This window comes from Cupriavidus sp. 22TCCZM01-5, from assembly GCF_057798915.1.
This window is the reverse complement of the sequence record NZ_JBYOJR010000004.1, coordinates 186,592-209,484: the sequence shown is the minus strand read 5'-3', so window position 1 is coordinate 209,484 and position 22,893 is coordinate 186,592. Positions and strand designations below refer to the sequence as shown.

The 22,893-nt window shown below is 65.2% G+C and carries 21 protein-coding genes; 7 read left to right on the top strand and 14 right to left on the bottom strand.

Going from position 1 to position 22,893, the window contains the following annotated elements; all coding sequences use genetic code 11:
• Positions 1-77: 77 nt before the first annotated feature.
• A complete protein-coding gene (locus AC3FNH_RS05975; RefSeq protein ID WP_276099792.1) occupies positions 78-587 on the top strand; it encodes a hypothetical protein in 510 nt (169 codons plus the stop codon).
• A gap of 28 nt (positions 588-615) precedes the next feature.
• Here the strand turns inward: AC3FNH_RS05975 and AC3FNH_RS05970 are convergent, their stop codons facing one another.
• The 3 genes from AC3FNH_RS05970 to dnaE all read right to left on the bottom strand — a co-directional run bounded on the left by AC3FNH_RS05970 (position 616) and on the right by dnaE (position 6,786).
• Complete coding sequence (locus tag AC3FNH_RS05970; RefSeq protein WP_488719373.1) at positions 616-1,206, bottom strand: peroxidase-related enzyme; 591 nt, start codon at positions 1,204-1,206, stop codon at positions 616-618.
• 72 nt (positions 1,207-1,278) lie between these two features.
• Positions 1,279-2,988, bottom strand: coding sequence for a lipid A export permease/ATP-binding protein MsbA (gene msbA, locus AC3FNH_RS05965; protein ID WP_276100661.1), 1,710 nt, complete (start codon positions 2,986-2,988; stop codon positions 1,279-1,281).
• A gap of 279 nt (positions 2,989-3,267) precedes the next feature.
• Positions 3,268-6,786: a DNA polymerase III subunit alpha gene (gene dnaE / locus AC3FNH_RS05960; RefSeq protein WP_488719372.1), complete on the bottom strand. Its 3,519-nt coding sequence runs from the start codon at positions 6,784-6,786 to the stop codon at positions 3,268-3,270.
• Between the two features lie 182 nt (positions 6,787-6,968).
• Here dnaE and AC3FNH_RS05955 point away from each other — a divergent pair, with 182 nt between their 5' ends.
• A complete protein-coding gene (locus AC3FNH_RS05955) occupies positions 6,969-7,817 on the top strand; it encodes a sulfurtransferase (RefSeq protein WP_488719371.1) in 849 nt (282 codons plus the stop codon).
• A gap of 12 nt (positions 7,818-7,829) precedes the next feature.
• Here AC3FNH_RS05955 and AC3FNH_RS05950 read toward each other — a convergent pair whose 3' ends face one another.
• The 5 genes from AC3FNH_RS05950 to rpsP all read right to left on the bottom strand — a co-directional run bounded on the left by AC3FNH_RS05950 (position 7,830) and on the right by rpsP (position 10,900).
• Positions 7,830-8,510 (bottom strand): CoA pyrophosphatase, encoded by a 681-nt coding sequence (locus AC3FNH_RS05950; protein WP_276099788.1) that lies wholly within the window; start codon positions 8,508-8,510, stop codon positions 7,830-7,832.
• 138 nt (positions 8,511-8,648) lie between these two features.
• Positions 8,649-9,032 carry a 50S ribosomal protein L19 gene (gene rplS / locus AC3FNH_RS05945; protein ID WP_211947310.1) on the bottom strand — a complete coding sequence of 128 codons (384 nt, stop codon included), beginning with the start codon at positions 9,030-9,032 and terminating at the stop codon, positions 8,649-8,651.
• Positions 9,033-9,107: 75 nt separating this feature from the next.
• The gene (trmD, locus tag AC3FNH_RS05940) at positions 9,108-9,890 is read right to left on the bottom strand and encodes a tRNA (guanosine(37)-N1)-methyltransferase TrmD (protein ID WP_276099787.1); all 783 of its coding nucleotides are present in this window, start codon (positions 9,888-9,890) and stop codon (positions 9,108-9,110) included.
• A 41-nt stretch (positions 9,891-9,931) separates the two neighbouring features.
• Positions 9,932-10,597, bottom strand: coding sequence for a ribosome maturation factor RimM (rimM, locus tag AC3FNH_RS05935; RefSeq protein WP_488719370.1), 666 nt, complete (start codon positions 10,595-10,597; stop codon positions 9,932-9,934).
• 48 nt (positions 10,598-10,645) lie between these two features.
• Entirely contained in the window at positions 10,646-10,900 is a 255-nt protein-coding gene (rpsP, locus tag AC3FNH_RS05930; protein ID WP_276099785.1) for a 30S ribosomal protein S16, read from the bottom strand.
• Between the two features lie 142 nt (positions 10,901-11,042).
• Here rpsP and AC3FNH_RS05925 point away from each other — a divergent pair, with 142 nt between their 5' ends.
• From AC3FNH_RS05925 to AC3FNH_RS05910, 4 genes are all read left to right on the top strand, one after another.
• Entirely contained in the window at positions 11,043-12,167 is a 1,125-nt protein-coding gene (locus AC3FNH_RS05925) for a PQQ-dependent sugar dehydrogenase (protein WP_488719369.1), read from the top strand.
• A gap of 143 nt (positions 12,168-12,310) precedes the next feature.
• Positions 12,311-12,706 carry a hypothetical protein gene (locus AC3FNH_RS05920; protein ID WP_488719368.1) on the top strand — a complete coding sequence of 132 codons (396 nt, stop codon included), beginning with the start codon at positions 12,311-12,313 and terminating at the stop codon, positions 12,704-12,706.
• Positions 12,707-13,234: 528 nt separating this feature from the next.
• On the top strand, positions 13,235-13,729 hold the full coding sequence (locus tag AC3FNH_RS05915) for a TM2 domain-containing protein (protein WP_276099782.1): 495 nt from the start codon (positions 13,235-13,237) through the stop codon (positions 13,727-13,729).
• Between the two features lie 44 nt (positions 13,730-13,773).
• A complete protein-coding gene (locus AC3FNH_RS05910) occupies positions 13,774-14,676 on the top strand; it encodes a LysR family transcriptional regulator (RefSeq protein ID WP_488719367.1) in 903 nt (300 codons plus the stop codon).
• 338 nt (positions 14,677-15,014) lie between these two features.
• On the opposite strand, the gene AC3FNH_RS05905 is transcribed toward AC3FNH_RS05910, so the two are convergent.
• On the bottom strand, positions 15,015-16,277 hold the full coding sequence (locus tag AC3FNH_RS05905; protein ID WP_276099780.1) for a PA0069 family radical SAM protein: 1,263 nt from the start codon (positions 16,275-16,277) through the stop codon (positions 15,015-15,017).
• 2 nt (positions 16,278-16,279) lie between these two features.
• On the bottom strand, positions 16,280-16,783 hold the full coding sequence (locus tag AC3FNH_RS05900) for an Lrp/AsnC ligand binding domain-containing protein (protein WP_276099779.1): 504 nt from the start codon (positions 16,781-16,783) through the stop codon (positions 16,280-16,282).
• A gap of 110 nt (positions 16,784-16,893) precedes the next feature.
• Here AC3FNH_RS05900 and AC3FNH_RS05895 point away from each other — a divergent pair, with 110 nt between their 5' ends.
• Entirely contained in the window at positions 16,894-18,198 is a 1,305-nt protein-coding gene (locus tag AC3FNH_RS05895; protein ID WP_276099778.1) for a D-amino acid dehydrogenase, read from the top strand.
• Between the two features lie 76 nt (positions 18,199-18,274).
• Here AC3FNH_RS05895 and AC3FNH_RS05890 read toward each other — a convergent pair whose 3' ends face one another.
• The 4 genes from AC3FNH_RS05890 to AC3FNH_RS05875 all read right to left on the bottom strand — a co-directional run bounded on the left by AC3FNH_RS05890 (position 18,275) and on the right by AC3FNH_RS05875 (position 22,871).
• Positions 18,275-20,059, bottom strand: coding sequence for an acyl-CoA dehydrogenase (locus AC3FNH_RS05890; RefSeq protein ID WP_488719366.1), 1,785 nt, complete (start codon positions 20,057-20,059; stop codon positions 18,275-18,277).
• A gap of 102 nt (positions 20,060-20,161) precedes the next feature.
• Positions 20,162-21,097: an electron transfer flavoprotein subunit alpha/FixB family protein gene (locus AC3FNH_RS05885; protein ID WP_276099777.1), complete on the bottom strand. Its 936-nt coding sequence runs from the start codon at positions 21,095-21,097 to the stop codon at positions 20,162-20,164.
• An 18-nt stretch (positions 21,098-21,115) separates the two neighbouring features.
• Positions 21,116-21,865 carry an electron transfer flavoprotein subunit beta/FixA family protein gene (locus AC3FNH_RS05880; RefSeq protein WP_488719365.1) on the bottom strand — a complete coding sequence of 250 codons (750 nt, stop codon included), beginning with the start codon at positions 21,863-21,865 and terminating at the stop codon, positions 21,116-21,118.
• Positions 21,866-22,073: 208 nt separating this feature from the next.
• A complete protein-coding gene (locus tag AC3FNH_RS05875; protein WP_276099776.1) occupies positions 22,074-22,871 on the bottom strand; it encodes a MetQ/NlpA family ABC transporter substrate-binding protein in 798 nt (265 codons plus the stop codon).
• Positions 22,872-22,893: the final 22 nt, after the last annotated feature.

The window sequence follows — 22,893 nt, the reverse complement described above, 5'->3', positions numbered from 1 at the left end:
ACTCAGTTAACGCCATCCCATCGACAAGCGCGGGCGGCAGCCCGCAGGTCCAAGGCGTTCAGTAGTGAGGTACCCGGATGAAAGCCGCGCATTTGGCCCCATGCTTTCTGGCCATGATCTTGTGCACTGCCTGCGAGCAGTTGCCCATCGCCCGTCGGGCACCTCCGCCTCCTCCAGCGCCCGTGGCCGCAGCCCCCGCCCCCGAAAAACCACGCGCCACGCCGATCGCGGCGCACGACATCAGCCTGGCCGGCACCTGCCGCCGGACGGAAGACGACGGTTTCCGCGAAGACGCGGTGATGCGCGTGGTCGCCAATGACGTGAAGTCCCTGAAGTGGAAGCTGTGGGTATCCAAGCGCGGAACCTGCCAGTTCGACCTGGCGGATTTCAAGCAAGTCCAGAAGACGCCGCATATCGTGCTGGAGGCCACCGATGGCACCCAATGCAGGCTGCTGATCTGGCAGGACCCGCGGCGCGTCACGCTCGCGCACGCCAATTGCCAGCAGCGCTGCACACCCGGCATCTATGAGCAGGCATGGCCGGTGCTGTTCAATCCAAGCAACGGGGAGTGCGCCGAGATTCGCTGATCATGCGGCCCAGCGCACAAGCACACACTTACTTGCTCTTGGGCACGCGGCCCATCAGGAAGAACTCGTCGTTCGGGCGCATGCTGATGGTGTTGGCCATGCGGTTCGACAAGCCGAAAAACGCGGTAATGGCGGCGATGTCCCACGCGTCTTCGTCGCTGAAGCCATGCTCGCGCAGCGCCGCAAAGTCGGCGTCGCCGATCTCGTGCGAGGCCTGGCACACCTTCAGCGCGAAATCGAGCATGGCTCGCTGGCGCGGCGGGATATCGGCTTTCAGGTAGTTCACCGCGACCTGGTCGGCCACCAGCGGCTTCTTCTCGTAGATGCGCAGGATGGCGCCGTGCGCGACCACGCAGTACAGGCACTGGTTGGCCGCCGACGTGGCCACCACGATCATCTCGCGCTCGCCCTTGGTCAGGCCGCCGTCCTTCAGCATCAGCGCGTCGTGATAGGCGAAGAAGGCGCGGAACTCGTCGGGCCGGTGGGCCAGCGTCAGGAAGACGTTGGGCACGAAGCCGGCCTTTTCCTGGACTTCGAGGATGCGCTGCCGGATGTCGTCGGGCAGCGCCTTCAGTTCGGGTACCGGGTAACGGCTGATGGGAAGGGCCGGGCGGGTCATGGCTGTCTCTCTCGCGGTCGTTGTTGTCGGCCCATTGTAGCGAAGGCGCAAACCGCGAGCCGGCAGCCAGGATCAGTGTGTAGCGAACTGGATCCGGTGCAGCCCGGCGTACAGGCCGTTGGCGCCCAGCAGCTCCTCGTGCGTGCCCTGCTCCGCCACGCGGCCATGGTCGAGCACGACGATGCGGTCGGCGTTCTCGATGGTGGAAAGGCGGTGCGCGATCACCAGCGTCGTGCGGCCGACCATCAGCGCTTCGAGCGCGGCCTGCACCTGGCGCTCGGATTCCGAATCGAGCGCCGAGGTGGCTTCATCCAGGATCAGGATCGGCGCATCCTTGTAGATCGCACGAGCGATGGCCAGGCGCTGGCGTTGGCCACCAGAGAGCTTCATGCCGTTGTCGCCAATGTTCGTGTTGACGCCTTCGGGCAGGTTCTTCACCACATCGGTCAGGTAGGCGGCCTGCAGCGCACGTTCGACACGCGCCATATCGATCTTGTCTTCCGGGCCGACCCCATACGCCACGTTGGCGGCAACCGTGTCGTTGAAGAGCACCACATCCTGGCTCACGAAGGCGATCTGGTTGCGCAACTCGCGCAGCGCGATATCGCCGATGGCGTGACCATCCAGCAGGATGCGGCCGTCGCTCGGGTCGAAGAAGCGCGGCACCAGGTTGACCAGCGTGGTCTTGCCGCTGCCCGACGGACCGACCAGCGCCACCACCTCGCCGGCGGGCACGCGGATATCGATGCCCTCCAGCGCCGCACGCATGCCTTCGCCATAACGGAAGCCGACGCGCTCGAACACCAGGTCGCCCCTGGCACGTTCGATGCGCACACCGCCGTCCTGCGGCTCCACCGGCTCGTCGATCAGGCGGAAGATCAGTTCGGCCGCGGTCAGGCCGCGCGTGAGCGGCTGGTTGATGTCCGTCAGGTGCTTGAGCGGCGAGATCAGCAGCAGCATGGCCATCACGAAACCGGTGAAACCGCCGATCGTGGTCTGGTTGCCCTGCGCCTGGATCATGGCGATGGTGATGATGACCGACAGCGCCAGCGCGGCCAGGAAAGCCGTCACGGGCTGGTTCAGGCCGCCGGCCACGGCCATGCGCATCGAGTAGTTCTTGAGCCGCTCCGCCATGGCGCGGAAGCGGTTCATCTCGTAAGCCTCGCCGCCGTGCAGCTTCACGACCTTGAAGCCGCCTGCGGCCTCTTCGACCACATAGGCAGCGCTGTTGGTCAGGGTCTGGTGGTCGCGGTTCAGGCGGCGCAGGCGCCGGTTGATCTTCGACATCAGGTAGCCGATCACGGGCAGGATCACGGCCACGATCAGCGTCAGGCGCCAGTTCGTGTAGAACAGGTAGATCAGCAGCGCCACTACGGTCAGCGAGTCCCGCACCAGCGTGATGAACACGCTGGTCAGGATCGACAGCACCTGGTTGACCTCGAAGATCACCGCGTTGATCAGCGACGCCGCGGTATTGCGGTGATAGAACTGGGCCGGCGCGTGCAGCATGCGGTCGAACATCTGCATGCGCATCTTCAGCAGCACGCGGTTCGAGATCAGGCTCAACAGGTAACCGGACGCGAACTGGGCCACGCCGCGGATCAGCGCCACGCCGGTCAGGATGGCGGGGACATGCCACAGCTTGCCGGCGTATTGGCCGCCAAAGCCCTTGTCGAGCAAGTCGTTGACGACCTTCGGGATCACGCCCTCGCTGGCCGCGACCACGGCCATGGCCACGATGGCGGCAATGAAGATGCGCAGCTCGGGGCGCAGATAGCCCATCAGGCGCTTGCCTACCTGTACGTCTTGTCCGGCCGATTGTTCGGACTTCGCTGGATTGCTCACTACCGCCCTTATTTGAAAGATGCGACGCGCACCCGTCTGACCGGGTGGCACGGGAAACGCCGGGGAATTACCGGAACATGTTGCCCGGCATGGCGAAAACGCCACATAGAGGCGCAAAAAACGCAGCCATTGTAACCGCATTCCCCGGCGCGGCAGAGGCGCCGGAAGGTGCGCAAAAGGGCATGGCGCCATGCCTTGCGCGCCCTGCCCCGAACTTCAATACATCAGCTCCACCGCGTCGTTGCCAAGCCACTGCCGCAGTTCACCGAGCAGGGCTTCGTCCGGCTCCACGCGCCAGTTCGGTCCGAGATGGATCTCGCACGCGGCACTCGGATTGCGGTACCGCACCAGCAGGCCGAGGCCCGCCGGGCCCGCATCGCGCGGCTTGGCACGGTATTGGGTCAGCACCGTGCGCAAACGTTCCATGGTCGAGTCTTCCGGTGCGAGCGCGATGCTGAGCGCACTGGCATAGGCGCTGCGCGCCGTCGCCAGGTCCATGACCGACTCGGCCGTGAAGCGCACGCCGCCGGTGAAGGTGTCGTGGCGTGCGTTGCCCGTCGCGATCAGCAGCTCGTCCTCGCGGAACATATGCCGGTTGGCATCGAACACCTCGTTGAAGACGGTCATCTCCACCACCCCGGTGCCGTCGTCGAGCTGCACGATGATCATCTTGCCGCGCTGCGTCATCTGCGTGCGCACCCCGGCGATCACGCCGGCGATGGTCTTGCCGCGCACGTCGCGGCCGAAACCGCCGCCGTTGCCCTGCACTTCCTTTTCCAGGCCGGCCAGCGTGCTCTTGACGAAGCGGCGCACCTCGTCGCGGCAGGCATCGAACAGGTGCCCGGAGAAGTAGTAGCCGAGCGCTTGCTTCTCCTCCTGCAAGGTGCGCTTGGGCGTCCAGCGCGGTTCATCGATCAGTTCCGGCCGGTGCGCATCGCCGGCATCTCCCATCAAGTCGAACAGCGAGACCTGGTTGGCCGACTCGGCCTTCTGGTCGGCCGCCTCCATCGCGATCGAGACCGAGGCCAGCAATTGCGCGCGGTTGTCGTTGAGGCTGTCGAACGCGCCGGCACGGATCAGCGCCTCGATGGTGCGGCGGTTCACCTGGCGGCGGTCGACGCGCTCGCAGAAGTCGAACAGGTCCGTGAAGGGCCGCTCCGCGCGCGCACGCAGGATGTCTTCGATGGCGCCCTGCCCGGAGCCCTTGATGCCGCCGAGGCCGTAGCGAATGGTCCTGGCATCGGTCGGCGCGAAGCGGTACTCGCTGGCGTTGACGTCGGGCGGCAGCACCGCGAGCTTGTTGAGCTTGCAGTCCTCGTAAAGGATCTTGACCTTGTCGGTGTCGTCCATGGCCAGCGACATGTTGGCTGCCATGAATTCGGCCGGATGATGCGCCTTGAGCCACGCGGTGTAGTACGCCAGCAGCGCGTACGCGGCCGCGTGCGACTTGTTGAAGCCGTAGCCCGCGAACTTCTCCATCAGGTCGAAGATGTCGTCGGCCTGCTCGGCGGAGAGACCGTTCTTGTCGGCGCCTTCGCGGAACATCACGCGGTGCTGCGCCATCTCCTCGGGCTTTTTCTTGCCCATGGCGCGGCGCAGCAGGTCGGCGCCGCCGAGCGAGTAGCCGCCGATGATCTGCGCCATCTGCATCACCTGCTCCTGGTAGACCATGATGCCGTAGGTCTCCTTGAGCACGGGCTCGACGCGCGGGTCCGGGTACTCCACCTTCTCGCGGCCGTGCTTGCGCGCGCAGAAGCTGGGGATCAGGTCCATCGGGCCCGGGCGGTACAGTGCCACCAGCGCGATGATGTCCTCGAAGCGGTCAGGCTTGGCGTCCTTCAGCATGCCCTGCATGCCGCGGCTTTCCAGCTGGAACACCGCGACCGTGTTGGCGGTCTTGAGGATGTCGAAGGCAGGGCCGTCATCGAGCGGGATCTGGCTGCAGTTCCAGTCCGCCTTGCTGGGATCCAGCCGGCGGATATAGCGCTCGGCCCAGTCGAGGATGGTCAGCGTGGTCAGGCCCAGAAAGTCGAACTTGACCAGGCCGGCCGCTTCCACGTCGTCCTTGTCGTACTGGCTGACGACGCCGCTCATGCCGTCGTTCTGCGCGCCCTGCGTATAGAGCGGGCAGAAATCGGTCAGCCGGCCCGGCGCGATCAGCACGCCGCCGGCGTGCATACCGACGTTGCGGGTCATGCCTTCGACGCGCTGCGCCAGCTCCAGCAGCTGGCGCACTTCTTCCTCGTTGTTCTCGCGCTCGGTGAGCAGCGGCTCTTCCTTCTTGGCCTCTTCGATCGTGACGAGCTTGCCGGGCTTGAACGGAATCAGCTTGGCGATGCCGTCGACGAAGCCGTAGCCCAGGTCGAGCACGCGGCCCACGTCGCGCACCGCGGCCTTGGCCGCCATGGTGCCGAAGGTAGCGATCTGCGATACCGCATCCTTGCCGTACTTTTCCTTCACGTACGTGATCACGCGGTCACGGCCGTGCTGGCAGAAGTCGATATCGAAGTCGGGCATGGACACCCGCTCCGGGTTCAGGAAACGCTCGAACAGCAGCGCGTACTTGAGCGGATCCAGGTCGGTAATGCCCAGCGCATAGGCCACCAGCGAACCGGCGCCCGAGCCCCGGCCCGGCCCCACCGGCACGCCATTGTTCTTGGCCCAGTTGATAAAGTCCGCCACGATCAGGAAGTAGCCCGGGAAACCCATCTTGATGATGGTGCCGGTCTCGAACTCCAGGCGTGCGTAGTACTCGGGCCGCTTGGCCTCGCGCTGTGCCTCGTCCGGGAACAGCACGGCCAGGCGCTTCTCCAGGCCGTCCTTGGCCATGAAGACCAGGTAGTCGTCGAGCGACATGCCGTCGGGCGTGGGGAACAGCGGCAGGCGCGGCTTGCCCAGCTCCAGCGTCAGGTTGCAGCGCCGCGCGATCTCCACGGCGTTCTCGAGCGCGGACGGAATGTCGGCGAACAGCGCGCACATCTCGTCCTGCGTCTTGAAGTACTGGTCCGTGGTGAAACGGCGCGTACGGCGCGGATTGGCCAGCAGTTCGCCTTCGGCGATACAGACGCGCGCCTCGTGCGCGGTGAAGTCGTCCGGCGTCATGAACTGCACCGGGTGCGTGGCCACCACGGGCAGCTGCATCTCGGCGGCCAGGTGCACGGCCTGCTGCACGTAGGCATCCGTGCCGGGATGACCGGCGCGCTGCAGCTCGATGTAGAAACGCTGCGGGAAGACGGAGGCCCAATGCGCCGCGGCACGGCGGGCGCCATCGACGTTGCCGTTGACCAGCGCCATGCCGACATCGCCGCCCATTGCGCCCGACAGCGCGATCAGCCCTGTCGCCAGCGGCTGGCCCTCTTCACCGGGCTCGCCGAACCAGCCGGGCTCGATCTCGGCACGGCCGCGGTGCTGGTTCGACAGCCACGCGCGCGACAGCAGCATGCACAGGTTCAGGTAGCCGATGCGGTCCTGCACCAGCAGCAGCAGCCGCGCGGGCTTGTCGCGGTCGTCCGCATTGGACAGCCAGACATCGGCGCCGACCACGGGCTTGACGCCGCCGCCGCGCGCTTCCTTGTAGAAGCGGATCAGGCCGAAGGCATTGGCGAGGTCGGTGAGAGCGAGCGCGCCCATGCCATCGCCGGCCGCGGCCTTGACGGCATCATCCAGGCGGACGATGCCGTCGACGACGGAATACTCGGAATGGACGCGAAGGTGTACGAAACGGGGGGCAGACATGGGCGACATTGTACCGGCTTGGCATGGGCAGCGGCCCGGGCCTGGAACATCGCACCCGCCCCCGATAGCCGAGGACGACGCTGGGAAATGCCGGCCGGCGCCGGCCCGGCGCGCTATAATTTCGCCTTTCCAATCAGGCAGTTATCGCGCGCGTTTGCGCGCGTGGCGCAGCGCAGCCCATCATGCAGATCGTCAACATCTCCGCTTACAAGTTCGTCTCGCTCAACGACATCGAGACGTTGCGGCCGGAAATGCGCTCGCGCTGCGAGGATCTTGGCCTGAAGGGCACCATCCTGCTCGCGCCCGAAGGCATCAACATGTTCCTGGCCGGCCCGCGCGAAGCCATTGATGGCTTCATGGCCTGGCTGCATGCCGACGCGCGCTTCGCGGACATTGCGCCCAAGGAAAGCCTGTCGGAGAACCAGCCCTTCAAGCGCATGCTGGTGCGCGCCAAGAAGGAAATCATCACCATGAAGCGCCCGCTGATCCGTCCCGAGGAAGGGCGCGCGCCGTCGGTGCGGCCGGTCGACCTCAAGCGCTGGCTGGACCAGGGCCATGACGACGACGGCCGTCCGGTGGTGATGCTCGATACGCGCAACGACTTCGAAGTGGCGGTCGGGACGTTCGATACGGTGGTGGAATACAACCTCGCCAAGTTCAGCGAATTCCCCGAAGCGGTGGAAGCCCACAAGGCGGATTTCGAAGGCAAGACCGTGGTGTCGTTCTGCACCGGCGGCATCCGCTGCGAGAAGGCCGCGATCCACATGCAGGAAGTCGGCATCGACCACGTCTACCAGCTTGAAGGCGGCATCCTCAAGTATTTCGAGGAAGTCGGCGGCAGCCACTATCGCGGCGACTGCTTCGTCTTCGATTACCGCACCGCGCTCAATCCGAACCTGGAGCCCGCCGGCCCGAAACAGTGCTTCGCCTGCCGTGCCGTGGTGACGCCGGAAGAACAGCAAAGCCCGCACTACGTCGTCGGCAAGAGTTGCCCGCATTGCATCGGGCAGCGCGGTCAGGCTGCCGCCTGATCTGGCTGCGAGTCAGGCGGCGAGCAGGTGGTAGAGGTTGCGCAGCATGCCCGCCGTCGCGCCCCAGATGAAGCGGTGACCACCGCCTTCGCGCGGGAACGGCATGGCGTAGAACATCCGTTCGCCATCGACCCAGCGGAACAGGCGCCGCTCATGGTGCGAAGGATCCATCAGGAAGGCCAGCGGCACCTCGAACACATCTGCCACTTCCGAGGCGTCGGGCCGCAACGTAAAGCCGTCGCGCACCAGGCCCACCACCGGGCTGACATGGAAGCCGGTGCCGGTGATGTAATCGGGCAGCGCCCCCAGCACCTCCACATAGTCGCGCACCAGGCCGACCTCTTCTTCGGTTTCCCGAAGGGCGGTATCAATGCGGCTGGTGTCATGGTCTTCCTGGCTGCCGCCAGGAAAACTGATCTGTCCCGCATGCGCACTCAGGTTGGCATTACGCTCGGTGAGCAACACCGTCAGACCGTCGCGGCGCTCGACAATCGGCACCAGTACGGCAGCCTGGCGCAGGCTGCGGCTGCGGTCGTAGACACGTGATTCATCGGTCAGCTCGGGCGCCCAGGCGGGCGGTGCCTGCAAGCGGTGGCGGATGAAGTCCGCCTGCAGGCGCGGTGCGCTCAGTGCCGGACGGCGCTTGTCGACATCGATGATGGGAAGGGACTCTGGGTCAAAGACGGGGCGCATAGCAGGTTCAAGTATGACAGATGCTCGCCTTTCGGCAGCGCAGCAATCCGGCACAGTTGCCAAAAACGCAAAAAGGGCACCTTGCGGTGCCCTTCCTGAGGAAACATCCGGCCGGTAGGCCCGGCCGGCATGTCCGGCTTACTGGGCAGCCTTGGCTGCCTTCGAAACCAGCTTTTCCTTGATACGTGCGGACTTGCCCGAGCGCTCGCGCAGGTAGTACAGCTTCGCGCGACGCACGTCGCCGCGACGCTTCACTTCGATGCCGGCGATCAGCGGCGAGTACAGCTGGAACGTACGCTCCACGCCTTCACCCGACGAGATCTTGCGCACGATGAAGGACGAATTCAGGCCACGGTTACGCTTGGCAATCACCACGCCTTCGTAAGCCTGCACGCGCTTGCGGTTGCCTTCCACCACGTTCACGCTGACGATCACGGTGTCGCCGGGTGCGAATGCGGGGATGGTCTTGTTCGCGGTCAGACGCGCGATCTCTTCCTTCTCGATCTGCTCGATGATGTTCATCGTTCTTTCTCCGTAACCATCGTGCCGGCGTTGGATGCCCCAGGCATTGCCCGGGCCCCGGCAGAGGATGGGGTTTTACCTGGCGGGAGAATTCTCCCGCCCTTCTTTCACCAACCATTCCGACAGGAACTTCTCGTCGGAACGGGTTAGCAAACCTTGCGCGCGAGCGGTCTCGATCAGGTCGGGACGCTTTCTCGCGGTATTGGCCAGCGCCTGCTGGCGCCGCCATTTTTCAATCTCGGCATGATGGCCGCCGAGCAGGATCTCGGGTACCCGCACACCCTCATACTCTTCCGGCCGCGTGTAATGCGGGCAATCGAGCAAGCCGTTGACAAAGCTGTCCTGCACCGCCGACTGCGCATCGCCCAGTACACCGGGCAGGTGCCGCACCACGGCATCGATCAATGCCATCGCGGGCAGCTCGCCGCCGGACAGCACGAAATCGCCAAGGCTGATTTCCTCATGCACGCGGCGATCGATCAGGCGCTGGTCGATCGCCTCGTAGCGGCCGCACAACAACACCAGTCCGGGTCGCTGCGCGAGCGACATGACCTTCTCGTGGGTCAGCGGCGCACCCTGGGGCGACATCAGCACCACGTGCGGCGCTTCCACGCCGGCCCGCGACTGTGCCGCCGAGGCAGCATCGATCGCATCTTCCAGCGGCCTCGCCAGCATGACCATGCCGGGACCACCACCATACGGCCGATCATCGATGGTCCGGTAGTTGTCCGTGGTGAAATCGCGCGGATTCCACGTACGCAGGGCGTACCGTTGCTGCTTGGCTGCCCGGCTGGTGATGCCCCAGTCGGTCAGCGCGCGAAACATGTCGGGAAACAGCGTGATTACATCGAACTGCATCCGCCCTCCCCCTCCGAACCCGCACCGGCGTCGGCACAAATTCAGTAGTCGAGCCCCCAGTCCACCACGATGCGCTTGCCCGCGGTGTCGACCGTACGCAGGAACGCATCGACAAACGGTACGAGCCGCTCACCGGCCTTACCGTCGGGCAATGCGTAAGCCACCTGCAGGATCTGGTGAGCCCCGTTATCAATCAGACCGGACACCTCGCCCAGCAACTCGCCTTGCTCGTTGCTCACGGTGCAGCCGATCAGATCCACCCAGTAAAACTCATTCTCGTCCGGCGCCGGAAAATCCTCACGCCGGATCCACACGCGCCGCCCCCTGAGCGCTTCCGCCAGGTTGCGGTCCGAAACGCCAGTTGCCTGCGCCACGACGGTTCCGCTGTGCTCGCGCGATTGCTCGATCCTGACGCAGACCGCCTGGGCATACGAAACCTCCGCCGCGGCCACCAGGCCAGCCTGCGGGGGCACCAGCAGCCACCAGCGGCGCGCATGCAGCAACGCGGATGCGTCGTCGGCATGTGGCTGGACCTTGATCCAGCCGCGGATGCCATAGGCGGCACCGACATAGCCGACCTCCACCAGATCGTCCGGCAGCGGATCGGCAGACAGAAGCGTCGCCGGCAGCTTGACCGCCTTTGACGACTCGCCCTGAGGCCGATTCAAGGGCCTCGGCGCAGCGGCGCCCTGCTTTCGTTCAGTCACGTGTGCAATGAAAACGCGCCCCGATCGGGAACGCGCTGCAAACTGCTATCAGGCAGCGGCCTTGGCGGCGTTCTGCTTGACCAGGCGAGCAACGGTCGGCGACAGCTGGGCGCCAACGCCTTGCCAGTAGGCCAGGCGGTCCTGCACCACGCGCAGACCTTCTTCGCCTTCCGAAGCCAGCGGATTGTAGAAGCCAACGCGCTCGATGAAGCGGCCATCGCGGCGGTTGCGCGAATCGGTAGCGACGATGTTGAAGAAGGGGCGCTTCTTGCTGCCGCCGCGAGCCAGACGAATAACGACCATGAGATGATTCCTCAGAAAACTTGGTGTTCGAACACGAAACGCAAGAGTATAGCCCAATATCCGTGGTCAAACAAACACTTAGGCAGTTGACGCTGTGCGTGAGCGGAGGCATCGTGGCGGAATCCGCGACGGGAGGCGCGCCATGGGAATCGTCCGGCACTTCGTTGATCGCACCGCACGTCTGGCATCACTGGCCTGTCTCACTCTGCTTAGCGCTCCGGCCGCCACATCTGCGGCCTTGCCCCTGGCGCAGATCCAATTGCCGCCAGGATTCCGCATCGAAGTCCTGAGCGATGAAGTCCCCAACGCCCGGGGCATGGCGCTCACGCCATCCGGCACATTGTTCGTTGGCACACAAGAAGGCAAGGTCTATGCACTGCCCTCAGCGCTAGGCGGCAAACCGGTTGTTCGCGTCGTGGCAAGCGGCCTGGCCAGGCCAGTGGGCGTAGCGTTCCGCGATGGCAGCCTGTACGCGTCGTCGACTTCCCGCATCGTCCGCCTCGACAACATCGAAGCCCGGCTGGACCACCCGCCGACGCCGGTAGTCGTCACCGACCGGTTTTCAAAGGAAACGACGCACGGCTGGAAGTTCATCGCCTTCGGCCCGGACGGCTATCTCTACGTTCCAGTTGGCGCCCCCTGCAATATCTGCGCGCCGGACGAGAACCGCTACGCCAACATCATGAAGATGAAGCCCGACGGCTCGGACCTGCAGGTGGTGGCGCGCGGCGTGCGCAATTCAGTCGGATTCGACTGGCATCCCGCGACGCACGAACTGTGGTTCACCGACAACGGCCGCGACTACCTTGGCGACGACCAGCCCGACGACGAGCTGAACCGCGTGACACAGGCCGGGCAGCATTTCGGCTATCCGTTCTGCCACGCGGGCAACATCCCCGATCCCGAGTTCGGCAAGCAGCGCGCCTGCTCCGAGTTCGTACCGCCTGTCGCCAAGCTCGGCGCGCACGTCGCGGCGCTGGGCATGCGCTTCTACACCGGCACGCAGTTTCCCGCCGAGTACCGCAACAACATCTTCATTGCCGAGCACGGCAGCTGGAACCGCAGCGAACGGGTCGGCTACCGGATCGTGCGCGTGATCGTGGACGCGCAGGGCAAGGCAGTACGCCAGGAGATCTTCGCGCAAGGCTGGCTGCAGCATGGCAAATTCTGGGGCCGCCCCGTGGACGTGCTGGCCGCGCCGGACGGCTCGCTGCTGGTCAGTGACGACGACGCGGGCGCGATCTACCGCATCCGCTACGCCCCCTAAAGCCCGCCATCGGACCGTCAAAGTACCCCGAAACAATCCGTTACACCGGTAACGCGATTGGCATAGGCGGGCCGATGCCCCATGCGTACCATGAACCCAACTTTGAAACCACAACGCTGCGCGTCAGGATCCTGGGATTCCGCATGTTCACCCGCTCACTCCTGCGCGACTTGGTGGCTGGCATCCTCGCAGCTGCGGGCTTGGTCGGCGCCGTCGCCGCAAGCCATGCACAAGTCACGTTCTGGCCTCGCCCGCACGCCGATGCGCGCACACCGCGCGCCCAGGCGGCGGGGGGCTGGCAAATGGCCAGCGTACGGGCCGAGAGCCGCGACCATGTGCAAGCACAGATCGATCGCATGGAAGCGCGCGCCCGCGCCGATGACCGCCTGAGCGGCCGGCCGAATGCCGCGAATGGTCGCGACGACAACCGTCCGCGCCACCCGGAGCGCACCAGCCAGAGCGACGCCAATCGCAACGACAACCGCCCGCCCGGCGTCGGCCCTGGCTGGCAGGCTCGCGGCCGCGACGGCGGTCGTTAATCTCGTTGGAACTCATCGGCCTGGCTGCTGTCCTTATTTGAGTGCGCGCCCAACGCGCGCACAGGCTGTCGCCCGATACTGCCCCGGTCTGCGCAGCGTACCGCCTGCGCAGACGGCATACCAAACTGACTTGCCTCTGCCCGGCACCTCCTGCAAGGCCGGGAAACCAGCCGGGCGCAGCCTCCACGGCAAAGACCGGCAAACTGCCGGGGCCTGTCATGATCCGCTTGCGGAGCGACCTGGCTGAGCACGCCGGAAATTGTTGCTGCCGATACTTTTCTTGATGCTATTGACGCTTGTGCTGGTTGGCGAGGCCCATATCGGCACCCATATCGGCGAGCACGCAAGCGCCCTTTTCCATAGCGTCCTCCCTTCTGCCAGGCGTTAGCTGCTCCTGCCATCGCACTCCCGTGCCCAGGCTGCCGGGGTGGCGTCGTACAATGTGTCCCGGCTGGCACCCGCTGCCGCCGAGTCCCTTGACCGCTGCCGGTGGCATGCCGCCGGCACCCCTTCGCCACGTTGCCCCCCATGCCTGCAGCCAGCCAAGCGTCACAAGCATCCCGACCCACCGCCGTGTCGTCCACGCGGTCCAGATCGAAGCTGCTGACGGTGGCGCTTGCCTTCCTGCTCGGCAGTGTTGGCGCGCACCGGTTCTACCTGGGAGGACTGCGCGACCCGTATGGCTGGCTGCACTTGCTCGCTACGCTGGGAGGTGCCGTGGGTGTTGCCTCCATGGTGACCGAGGCAGGATCGCCTGCGCTGAACTGGACATTCGCCGTGGCCGGCGGCGCATCCGTCATCAGCGCCTTCCTGGCCGCAATCGTCTATGGTCTGCGCCCCGATGACAAATGGGACGCCCGTTTCAATCCAGCGGGCACGCCCACACGCTCGGGGTGGCCCGTGGTGATCCTGGTGATCCTCTCGCTGCTGATCGGCACCGGGCTGCTGATGGCCGGACTTGCCATCAGCTTCCAGACCTTTTTCGAGTCGCAGGTGGAAGCGGCACGCGCGCTGTCGCAGTAAGCCGCAGCAATCCGCAGTAATCCGATATCCGGCGGCGGACAGCCATGTATTTCGACCTGCTCGATGTCGCCGTCTTTGCGCGCGCGGCACTGCTGGGCAACGTCTCTGCCGCCGCACGCGACCTGCAGCTCTCCACCTCCACCGCCAGTGCGCGCCTGGCACGGCTGGAACAGACCCTTGGCACCCGCCTGCTGCACCGGACCACGCGCCGGTTATCCCTGACCGCCGACGGCGAACGCTTTCTCGAACATGCGCAGCACCTGCTCGCCACGGCCGAAGCCGCCGAGCAGTCAGTTGGCAAGGGCGCGCAACAGCCATACGGCTTGTTGCGCGCGACGGTGCCGGCGTCATTCGGACGACAGCATGTCTCCCCAGCGATCCCGGCTTTCCTCGACGCCTATCCGCAAATCCGCCTCGACCTGCGCCTGAGCGACCAGCTTGTACCGCTGGTCGACGCCGGCATCGACGTGGCCTTGCGCATGGGAGCGCTGCCGGATTCATCGCTGGTGGCCCGCGCGCTGGCCCCGAGCCGGCGCGTGATCTGCGCCGCCCCTGCATATCTTGCCGCGCATGGCACGCCCAGGCACCCGGAGGACCTGCGTGCCCACAACTGCCTGGTGCTTGGCGACCAGTCCGCCTGGCGCTTTGACACGCCACTCGGAGAGTCCGCGGTCACCGTGCAAGGCAATCTGCGCGTGGACAACGGCGAAGTCATTCGCGATGCGCTGGTGGCGGGCATGGGCATCGCGCTCAAGTCCACCTGGGATGTCGGCGCATTGCTGCGCAGTGGCGAACTGGTGACCCTGCTGGATGAGTACCCGGTCCTGCCGGCGGTCTCCATCTGGGCGGTGTACCCGAGCCGCCACCTGATTCCTGCCAAGACGCGCGCCTTTGTCGAATTCTTCGCCGCGCGCTTCGGCAACCCGCCGTACTGGGATCACGCCTGAAACCCCGCCCCTGAAATGCAAGCGGCACCGGCGCCGGTCCGGGACGACCTGCGCCCGACTTGACCGTATGCAATGCCGGCCCGATGACAGGTTTCCCTTCTGCGCAAATCGCCCATACTGGAAAAACCGCCGGCCTCCGGCGGCAATCAATCCGTCCGGCCGGCTCTCGCACCGACCGTACAAAGGAGCAAGACTGACATGCCTACGTATGAAGAAGGACGCCTGGCGGCCATCGCAGTCAGGCTCGCGCTGTCTTCAGGGCTACCTGCGGCCCGCGCCAGGGCCGCGCTGGAGTTGGCAAGCAGCATGATTGGCGACCAGGAAGCGGCCGCCAGCACTCAGAACAAGGTTCCCTGCGCGCCGTCGGCGCCAGCTGTCCAACTGGGCGGCACACGGAATCGCGAAGTATCGAGCTCGAATCGGTTGTAGCGGTATCCCAGCCGGTCTGCCGCCTTGTAGAAGCGCTGGCGCATCAGATCGGCCCACACCCCCGTTCCGCGCATGCGCGTGGCGAAGCTGGCGTCATAGGCCTTCCCCGCGCGCATTTCGCGCACGCGGTTCATCACCCGCTCGGCACGGTCCGGGAAATGGGCCTGCAGCCACTCCTCGAACAGCGGGCGGACTTCCCATGGCAACCTCAGCACGATGTAGTTGGCATAAACGGCACCAGCTTCGCGCGCAGCTTCCAGCACGCGCTCCAGGTCAGGCTCGGTGATGAACGGAATGACCGGTGCAATACTCACGCCAACCGGAATACCTGCCTCCGACAAGGTGCGGATCGTGCGCAGGCGGCGCGAAGGCGTGGCCGCCCGCGGCTCCAGCGTGCGGGCAATGGCGGCGTCGAGCGTGGTGAGCGTTACGGCCGCCACGGCCAGTCCCTTTGCCGCCATGGGTGCGAGCACGTCAATATCACGCTCGATCAACGAGGACTTCGTGATCAGCGCCACGGGATGGTCGCAAGCCCCCAGTACCTCCAGGATGGCGCGCGTCACGCGATACTCGCGCTCAATCGGCTGGTAGGCGTCGGTGTTGACACCGAGCGCGATCGTCTCGCAACGGTACGACGGACGGCTCAGCGCCTCGCGCAGCCGTTCGGCGGCATTGGTCTTGGCATACAGGCGGGTTTCGAAATCCAGTCCGGGCGACAGGTCCAGGTAGGCGTGCGTGGGCCTTGCAAAGCAATAGATGCAGCCGTGTTCACAGCCCCGGTATGGATTCAGCGAAACATCGAACGGAATATCCGGCGACGCATTGCGCGTGAGGATGGAGCGCGCACGCTCGATGGTGACCTCGGTGCGCAGCGGCGCGAGCGGCTCCGGGTCGACTGGGACAATCGGAATCAGTTTGCGGCTCGCCGCCGTGTCGCCAGCATCTTCGACATCATCGGCGCCGGCGATCTCGTCGGTGCCTGGCGCCGCCCAGCCGTCATCAAACGGCTCGCGCTGGTCCCGTTCGTAGCGGCCCTGGATATTGCTGACCGCGCCGCGCCCCTTGCGCGCCACCGGCGCGCGAACGCCGACCGCGGCGCCAGCGTCTTCGGCGTCGCGTTCGCGGTGTAACGCGCCGTGCGGATCGGGGGCGGAATCCGGCGAACGTCTCATCGTCAGGCTGGCTGCGCCTTCTCCTCCACGGAGATGGCCAGTGTCTCCTTGATCTCTTCCATTACCACATAGCTCTTCGACTGCGCCGCACCCGGCAACTGCAGCAGGATGTCGCCGAGCAGACGCCGGTATTCGCCGATCTCTCGGATGCGCGCCTTGATCAGGTAGTCGAAATCGCCGGAGACCAGGTGGCACTCCAGCACCTCTGGAATCCGCAGGACTTCACGGCGGAACTGCTCGAACATATTGCCCGACTTGTTCCCCAGCGAGATTTCCACGAACACCAGCAGCGCGCTGCCGAGCAGGCCCGGATTGAGCCGCGCGTAGTAGCCCATGATGACACCATCGCGCTCCAGGCGCTTGACCCGCTCGATGCATGGCGTGATGGTCAACCCGACCGCCTCGGCCAGGTCCTTCATCGACATCCTGCCGTCCGCCTGCAGCAGCATCAGGATCTTGCGGTCGAGCCGGTCAAGGGCGCGCACGGGCTGGCGACTCGTTCTCATGATTTATTCCTGTTTTCCCGAGAAATTCGATAACTATGACTGGATTAGTTTAAATAGTATAGAGACAAATCCTTCATTACCCTGACATCCTGGTTAGGAGCCCCCGAAACATGCGCGTTCTCGTACTTGGCAGTGGCGTCATCGGCGTCACCAGTGCGTGGTATCTGGCCAAAGCCGGTCACGAAGTGACCGTTGTCGACCGCGAGGCTGGACCCGCGCTTGGCACCAGCTTTGCCAACGCCGGGCAGATCTCGCCCGGCTACGCGTCGCCATGGGCGGCTCCGGGCGTGCCGCTCAAAGCCATCAAGTGGATGTTCCAGGAACATGCGCCGCTGAGTATTCGCCCGGACGGCACGCTGTTCCAGCTGCAGTGGATGTGGCAGATGCTGCAGAACTGCAGCGCCGAGCGCTACGCCGTCAACAAGGAACGCATGGTGCGGCTGGCCGAATACAGCCGCGATTGCATCCGCGACCTGCGCGCCCAGACCGGCATTGCCTATGAAGGCCGCCAGCAAGGCACGCTGCAAGTCTTCCGCACGCAGGACCAGCTCGACGGCGCCGTCAAGGACATCGCCGTGCTCGAGGAGGCCGGCGTGCCCTACCAGTTGCTTTCGCGCGAGGAACTCGCCGCGAGCGAACCGGCGCTGGCCGCCGTCAGCCACAAGCTGAGCGGCGGCCTGCGCCTCCCCAACGATGAAACCGGCGACTGCCAGCTGTTTACCGGACGGCTGGCAGCCATGGCCGAGATGTTGGGCGTGAAATTCCTGTACAACCGCTCCATCAACAGCCTGATGACCCAGGGCGACGCCGTGACCGGCGCCGTGGTGGATGGCGAGGCGATGAAGGCGGACCTCGTCGTGGTAGCGCTGGGCAGCTGGTCGACCCAGCTGGTCAAGCCGTTCCTGCATGGCATGTCCAACCTGCCGGTCTATCCGCTCAAAGGCTTCTCGATCACGGTCCCGATGACCGATGCCTCGCGCAGCCCGGTGTCGACCGTATTGGACGAAACCTACAAGGTCGCGATCACGCGTTTCGAAGACCGCATCCGCGTCGGCGGCATGGCGCAGATCGTCGGCTATGACCGCTCGCTCGACCCGGCCAAGCGCCGCACGCTGGAACACGTGGTGACGGATCTGTTCCCCGGTGCCGGCGATGTCAGCCAGGCTACGTTCTGGACCGGCCTGCGCCCGATGACGCCGGACGGCACTCCTATCGTCGGTCCGACCCAGGTGCGCGGTCTTTGGCTGAACACCGGCCACGGCACGCTCGGGTGGACCATGGCCTGCGGCTCCGGCAAGCTGCTGTCCGACCTGGTGTCGGGCAAATCGCCAGCGATCCGCGCCGACGACCTGTCGGTCGCGCGCTACCTGAAGCCGCAGCGCCCGCACGGCGTGCCCCGCCCCGCAACGGCCTGACAGCCGGCCGCAACGGCCGACTTAGCAAAAAGGGCGACCCGACGGGCCGCCCTTTCTGTTTGCCGAAACCGCCAGCTCAGAACTGGTCAGGCGAGACTGCATTCACCGGAGCGGAACCCGCGACGATGGCATCGCGCAGCGCCGACGCCTGCGACAGTACATGCTCCGCGAAGAAATGCGCCGTCGCGATCTTGGCGTCATGGAAGCCAGGATCCTCGGCACGCTTCGCATCCGCGGCCAGCATCGCACGGCCGAGCTGCCAGCCCGAGAACACGATGCCGCACAGCTTCAGGTAAGGCACGCTGCCGGCGAACACCGCGTTCGGGTCCGACTTCGCATTGGCAACGACGAACGCAACCACGGCCTCCAGCGCGGCACGGCCTTTGGCCAGTTGCGCCTGCGCGGCCGTGAATGCGGCACCGCCATGCTTGCCCAGCGCGGCTTCCGTTTCCGCGATGCGGGCGCAGATCGCACGCGCCACCGCGCCACCGTCGCGCAAGGTTTTCCGGCCGACGAGGTCGTTCGCCTGGATGGCGGTGGTGCCTTCGTAGATCGGCAGGATGCGTGCATCGCGATAGTGTTGGGCCGCACCGGTTTCCTCGATGAAGCCCATGCCGCCGTGCACCTGCACGCCAAGGCTGGTGACATCGATCGACAGCTCCGTGCTCCAGCCCTTGACGATCGGCACGAGGAACTCGTAGATCTCCTGGTTCTGCGCGCGCACGGCTTCGTCCGGGTGGAAGTGGGCCATGTCGCTGTGACTGGCGGCCACGTAGGCCACGGCGCGAGCGCCTTCGGTCAGCGCGCGCATGGTCAGCAGCATGCGCTTGACGTCCGGGTGGTGGATGATGGTCACGGCCTGCCTGGCCGAACCATCGACGGGGCGGCTCTGCACGCGCTCGCGCGCGTAGGACACCGCCTGCTGGTAGGCACGCTCGGACACGGATACCCCTTGCATGCCGACAGCGAACCGGGCGGAGTTCATCATGATGAACATGTACTCCAGGCCGCGATTCTCCTCGCCGACCAGCGTGCCAATGGCACCGCCATGGTCCCCGAACTGCAGCACGGCCGTCGGGCTGGCCTTGATACCGAGCTTGTGTTCGATCGACACGCAATGCACGTCGTTGCGCTCGCCCAGGCTGCCATCGGCATTGACGAGGAACTTCGGCACGACGAAGAGCGAGATGCCCTTCACGCCTTCCGGCGCGTTGGGCGTGCGGGCCAGCACAAGGTGGACGATGTTGTCCGCCATGTCGTGCTCGCCGTAGGTGATGAAGATCTTGGTGCCGAAGATCTTGTAAGTGCCGTCGCCCTGAGGCTCGGCACGCGTGCGCACCGCGGCCAGGTCCGAACCGGCCTGCGGCTCGGTCAGGTTCATCGTGCCGGTCCATTCGCCGGAGATCAGGCGCGGCAGGATGACAGACTTCTGCTCGTCGGAGCCGGCGGTCAACAGTGCCTCGATGGCGCCGTCGGTCAGCAGCGGGCACAGGGCGAATGACAGGTTCGCACTCTGCAGCATCTCGTTGCAGGCAGTGGCAATCAGCTTGGGCAAGCCCTGGCCGCCGAAGTCCTGCGGGTGGACCACGCCCTGCCAGCCGCCCTCGCCGAACTGGCGGAAAGCGTCCTTGAAACCCGGCGTGGTAGTGACCACGCCGTCCTTCCAGCTGCTCGGATCGAGGTCGCCCGTACGGTTGAGCGGCGCCACCACCTGTTCATTGAACTTGGCTGCCTCCTCGAGCACGGCCTGGGCCGTTTCCGGCGTGGCTTCCTCCAGGCCCGGCAACTGGCTCACGGCTTCCAGCCCGGCCAGCTCGTTCATCACGAACAGCATGTCCTTGAGCGGTGCGCGGTAGGTCATCGATGTCTCCAAACGTGTATGAAAAAGCCGTTCGCGGGACGTGCCCGGAACGGCTTGTGCAGCATCTCTACAGGACCGGCCGCACGCGCGGCCGGCGATGCATCAGCCCAGTGCGGCAACCAGCTCCGGCACCACGGTGTTCAGGTCACCAACCAGGCCGTAGTCGGCCACCGAGAAGATCGGGGCTTCGGCGTCCTTGTTGATCGCGACGATCACCTTGGAATCCTTCATGCCGGCCAGGTGCTGGATCGCGCCCGAGATACCGACGGCGATATACAGCTGCGGCGCGACGATCTTGCCGGTCTGGCCGACCTGATAGTCGTTCGGCACGAAGCCGGCGTCCACGGCGGCGCGCGAGGCACCAAGCGCGGCGCCCAGCTTGTCGGCCAGCGGCGTCAGCACCTTGGTGTAGTTCTCGCCCGAACCCACGCCACGGCCACCCGAGACGATGATCTTGGCGGCGGTCAGTTCCGGACGGTCGCTCTTGGCAACTTCGCGCGAAACGAACTGCGACACGCCTGCGTCGGCCACGGCCGGCAGGTTTTCGACGGCAGCCGAGCCACCTTCGGCGGCAGCGGCGTCGAACGCGGTGCCGCGCACGGTGATGACCTTGATCTTGTCCGAGGACTTCACGGTCGCGATGGCGTTGCCGGCGTAGATCGGACGCTCGAACGTGTCCGGGGCGTCGACCTTGGAGATTTCCGAGATCTGCGCCACGTCCAGCTTGGCGGCCACGCGCGGCAGGATGTTCTTGCCGTACGGGGTGGCCGGAGCCAGGATGTGGCTGTAGTCGTTGGCAATGGCCAGCGCCTGCTCGGCCACGTTCTCGGCCAGGCCGTCGCCGAAGTAGGCGGCATCAGCCAGCAGCACCTTCGACACGCCGGCGATCTTCGCGGCGGCAGCGGCAGCGGCGGCGGCGTTGGCGCCAGCCACCAGCACATGGACATCGCCGCCGCATTGGGCAGCTGCCGTCACGGTATTCAGCGTGGCGGCCTTGATCGATTGATTGTCGTGTTCAGCAATGACGAGTGCAGTCATGTTCTATCTCCCCCGCGCTCAGATAACCTTGGCTTCGTTCTTCAGCTTCTGCACCAGCGTCGCGACGTCCGGCACCATCACACCTGCGCTGCGCTTGGCAGGCTCGACCACCTTCACGGTCGACAGGCGCGGCTTGACGTCAACGCCCAGGTCTTCCGGCTTGACGGTATCGAGCGGCTTCTTCTTGGCCTTCATGATGTTCGGCAGCGTGACGTAGCGCGGCTCGTTCAGGCGCAGGTCGGTCGTCACCACGGCCGGCAGCTTCAGCGACAGGGTTTCCAGGCCGCCGTCGACTTCACGGGTCACCGATGCCTTGCCGTCGGCCACGACCACCTTCGAGGCGAAGGTCGCCTGCGGCAGGCCGGCCAGCGCGGCCACCATCTGGCCGGTCTGGTTCGAGTCGTCGTCGATCGCCTGCTTGCCCAGGATCACCAGTTGCGGCTGCTCCTTGTCGATCAGGGCCTTGAGCAGCTTGGCCACGGCCAGCGGCTGCAGGTCCTCGTTCGATTCCACCAGGATGCCGCGGTCGGCACCGATGGCCATGGCCGTGCGCAGGGTTTCCTGGCACTGCGTCACGCCGCACGACACGGCGATGACTTCGGTGACCACACCCGCTTCCTTCAGGCGGACGGCCTCTTCGACGGCGATTTCGTCGAACGGGTTCATGCTCATCTTGACGTTGGCCAGATCCACGCCGGTGCCGTCGGCCTTGACCCGCACCTTGACGTTGTAATCCACCACCCGCTTGACTGCGACGAGTACTTTCATGCGCTCACTCCACTGATAGCTGATAGTCAGAAATTTGTCCGCTCGTCATTATAACCACCGGGTTGGCGGCTCTCATATTTTTCGAACGATCGTACTATTTTATAGGCAAAATTTTGCCGGGCATAGCCCGGCAGGCTTTCTTGCACCCTGGTGATTGTGCCGCCACGCGGGCGGCACGCACATCGTCGAATTGGATGAGATCCTCGACTTACCAGGCCGTGATCACCGAATCCTTGAAGGTAGAAGTGATGTATTGCTTGATTTCCGGCGACTGATAGGCCTTGACCAGCTTGGCGACCCAAGGCTTGTTCCTGTCGGCTTCGCGGATCGCGATCAGGTTCGCGTAGGGGCCCTTGGGGCCTTCCATGGCGATTGCGTCACGTGTGGGCGACAAACCCGCCGACTCGGCGTAGTTGCCGTTGATCGCCGCGGCGTCCAGGTCATCGAGCGAGCGCGGCAGCTGCGCGGCGTCCAGCTCGACGATGCGGATCTTCTTCGGATTCTCGACGATATCCAGCGGCGTCGCCTTCAGGCCGGCATTCGGCTTGAGCTTGATCACGCCCTTGCTTTGCAGCAGCAGCAAACCGCGTCCGCCATTGGTCGGATCGTTCGGCACGCCGACGCGCGCGCCCGGCTTGAGCTGATCGAGCGACTTGATCTTCTTGGAATACACGCCCATCGGGAACGTCACCGTGAAGGCGATATGCGTGAACTTGTAGCCTCGGTCCTTCATCTGGGCTTCCAGGTACGGCAAGTGCTGGTAGCTGTTGGCGTCCAGGTCGCCGGCGGCCAGCGCGGCGTTGGGCTGCACGTAGTCGCTGAACTCCACCACCTGGATGTTCAGGCCCTCCTTGGCCGCGACCTTCTTGACCTGCTCCATGATCTGCGCGTGCGGGCCGCCGGTGACGCCGATCTTGATCGGCTTTTCCTGGGCCATTGCGCCGGTGGCCAGCGTGGCGCCGAGCGCGGCGCCGAGAATCCATTGCAGCAGGTTGCGACGTTGCATGTCTTGTCTTCCTTTTCTGGTA

Bases quoted from the DNA above. Each gene is read 5' to 3' on its own strand.
- dnaE (WP_488719372.1), bottom strand. From the start codon at position 6,786: ATGTCTGCCCCCCGTTTCGTACACCTTCGCGTCCATTCCGAGTATTCC.
- AC3FNH_RS05955 (WP_488719371.1), top strand. From the start codon at position 6,969: ATGCAGATCGTCAACATCTCCGCTTACAAGTTCGTCTCGCTCAACGAC.
- AC3FNH_RS05910 (WP_488719367.1), top strand. From the start codon at position 13,774: ATGTATTTCGACCTGCTCGATGTCGCCGTCTTTGCGCGCGCGGCACTG.
- AC3FNH_RS05970 (WP_488719373.1), bottom strand. From the start codon at position 1,206: ATGACCCGCCCGGCCCTTCCCATCAGCCGTTACCCGGTACCCGAACTG.
- AC3FNH_RS05905 (WP_276099780.1), bottom strand. From the start codon at position 16,277: ATGAGACGTTCGCCGGATTCCGCCCCCGATCCGCACGGCGCGTTACAC.
- AC3FNH_RS05880 (WP_488719365.1), bottom strand. From the start codon at position 21,865: ATGAAAGTACTCGTCGCAGTCAAGCGGGTGGTGGATTACAACGTCAAG.
- AC3FNH_RS05895 (WP_276099778.1), top strand. From the start codon at position 16,894: ATGCGCGTTCTCGTACTTGGCAGTGGCGTCATCGGCGTCACCAGTGCG.
- AC3FNH_RS05950 (WP_276099788.1), bottom strand. From the start codon at position 8,510: ATGCGCCCCGTCTTTGACCCAGAGTCCCTTCCCATCATCGATGTCGAC.
- trmD (WP_276099787.1), bottom strand. From the start codon at position 9,890: ATGCAGTTCGATGTAATCACGCTGTTTCCCGACATGTTTCGCGCGCTG.
- AC3FNH_RS05975 (WP_276099792.1), top strand. From the start codon at position 78: ATGAAAGCCGCGCATTTGGCCCCATGCTTTCTGGCCATGATCTTGTGC.
- AC3FNH_RS05900 (WP_276099779.1), bottom strand. From the start codon at position 16,783: ATGAGAACGAGTCGCCAGCCCGTGCGCGCCCTTGACCGGCTCGACCGC.
- AC3FNH_RS05885 (WP_276099777.1), bottom strand. From the start codon at position 21,097: ATGACTGCACTCGTCATTGCTGAACACGACAATCAATCGATCAAGGCC.
- AC3FNH_RS05875 (WP_276099776.1), bottom strand. From the start codon at position 22,871: ATGCAACGTCGCAACCTGCTGCAATGGATTCTCGGCGCCGCGCTCGGC.
- rpsP (WP_276099785.1), bottom strand. From the start codon at position 10,900: ATGGTCGTTATTCGTCTGGCTCGCGGCGGCAGCAAGAAGCGCCCCTTC.
- AC3FNH_RS05925 (WP_488719369.1), top strand. From the start codon at position 11,043: ATGGGAATCGTCCGGCACTTCGTTGATCGCACCGCACGTCTGGCATCA.
- AC3FNH_RS05890 (WP_488719366.1), bottom strand. From the start codon at position 20,059: ATGACCTACCGCGCACCGCTCAAGGACATGCTGTTCGTGATGAACGAG.
- AC3FNH_RS05915 (WP_276099782.1), top strand. From the start codon at position 13,235: ATGCCTGCAGCCAGCCAAGCGTCACAAGCATCCCGACCCACCGCCGTG.
- rplS (WP_211947310.1), bottom strand. From the start codon at position 9,032: ATGAACATCATCGAGCAGATCGAGAAGGAAGAGATCGCGCGTCTGACC.
- msbA (WP_276100661.1), bottom strand. From the start codon at position 2,988: ATGGGCTATCTGCGCCCCGAGCTGCGCATCTTCATTGCCGCCATCGTG.
- AC3FNH_RS05920 (WP_488719368.1), top strand. From the start codon at position 12,311: ATGTTCACCCGCTCACTCCTGCGCGACTTGGTGGCTGGCATCCTCGCA.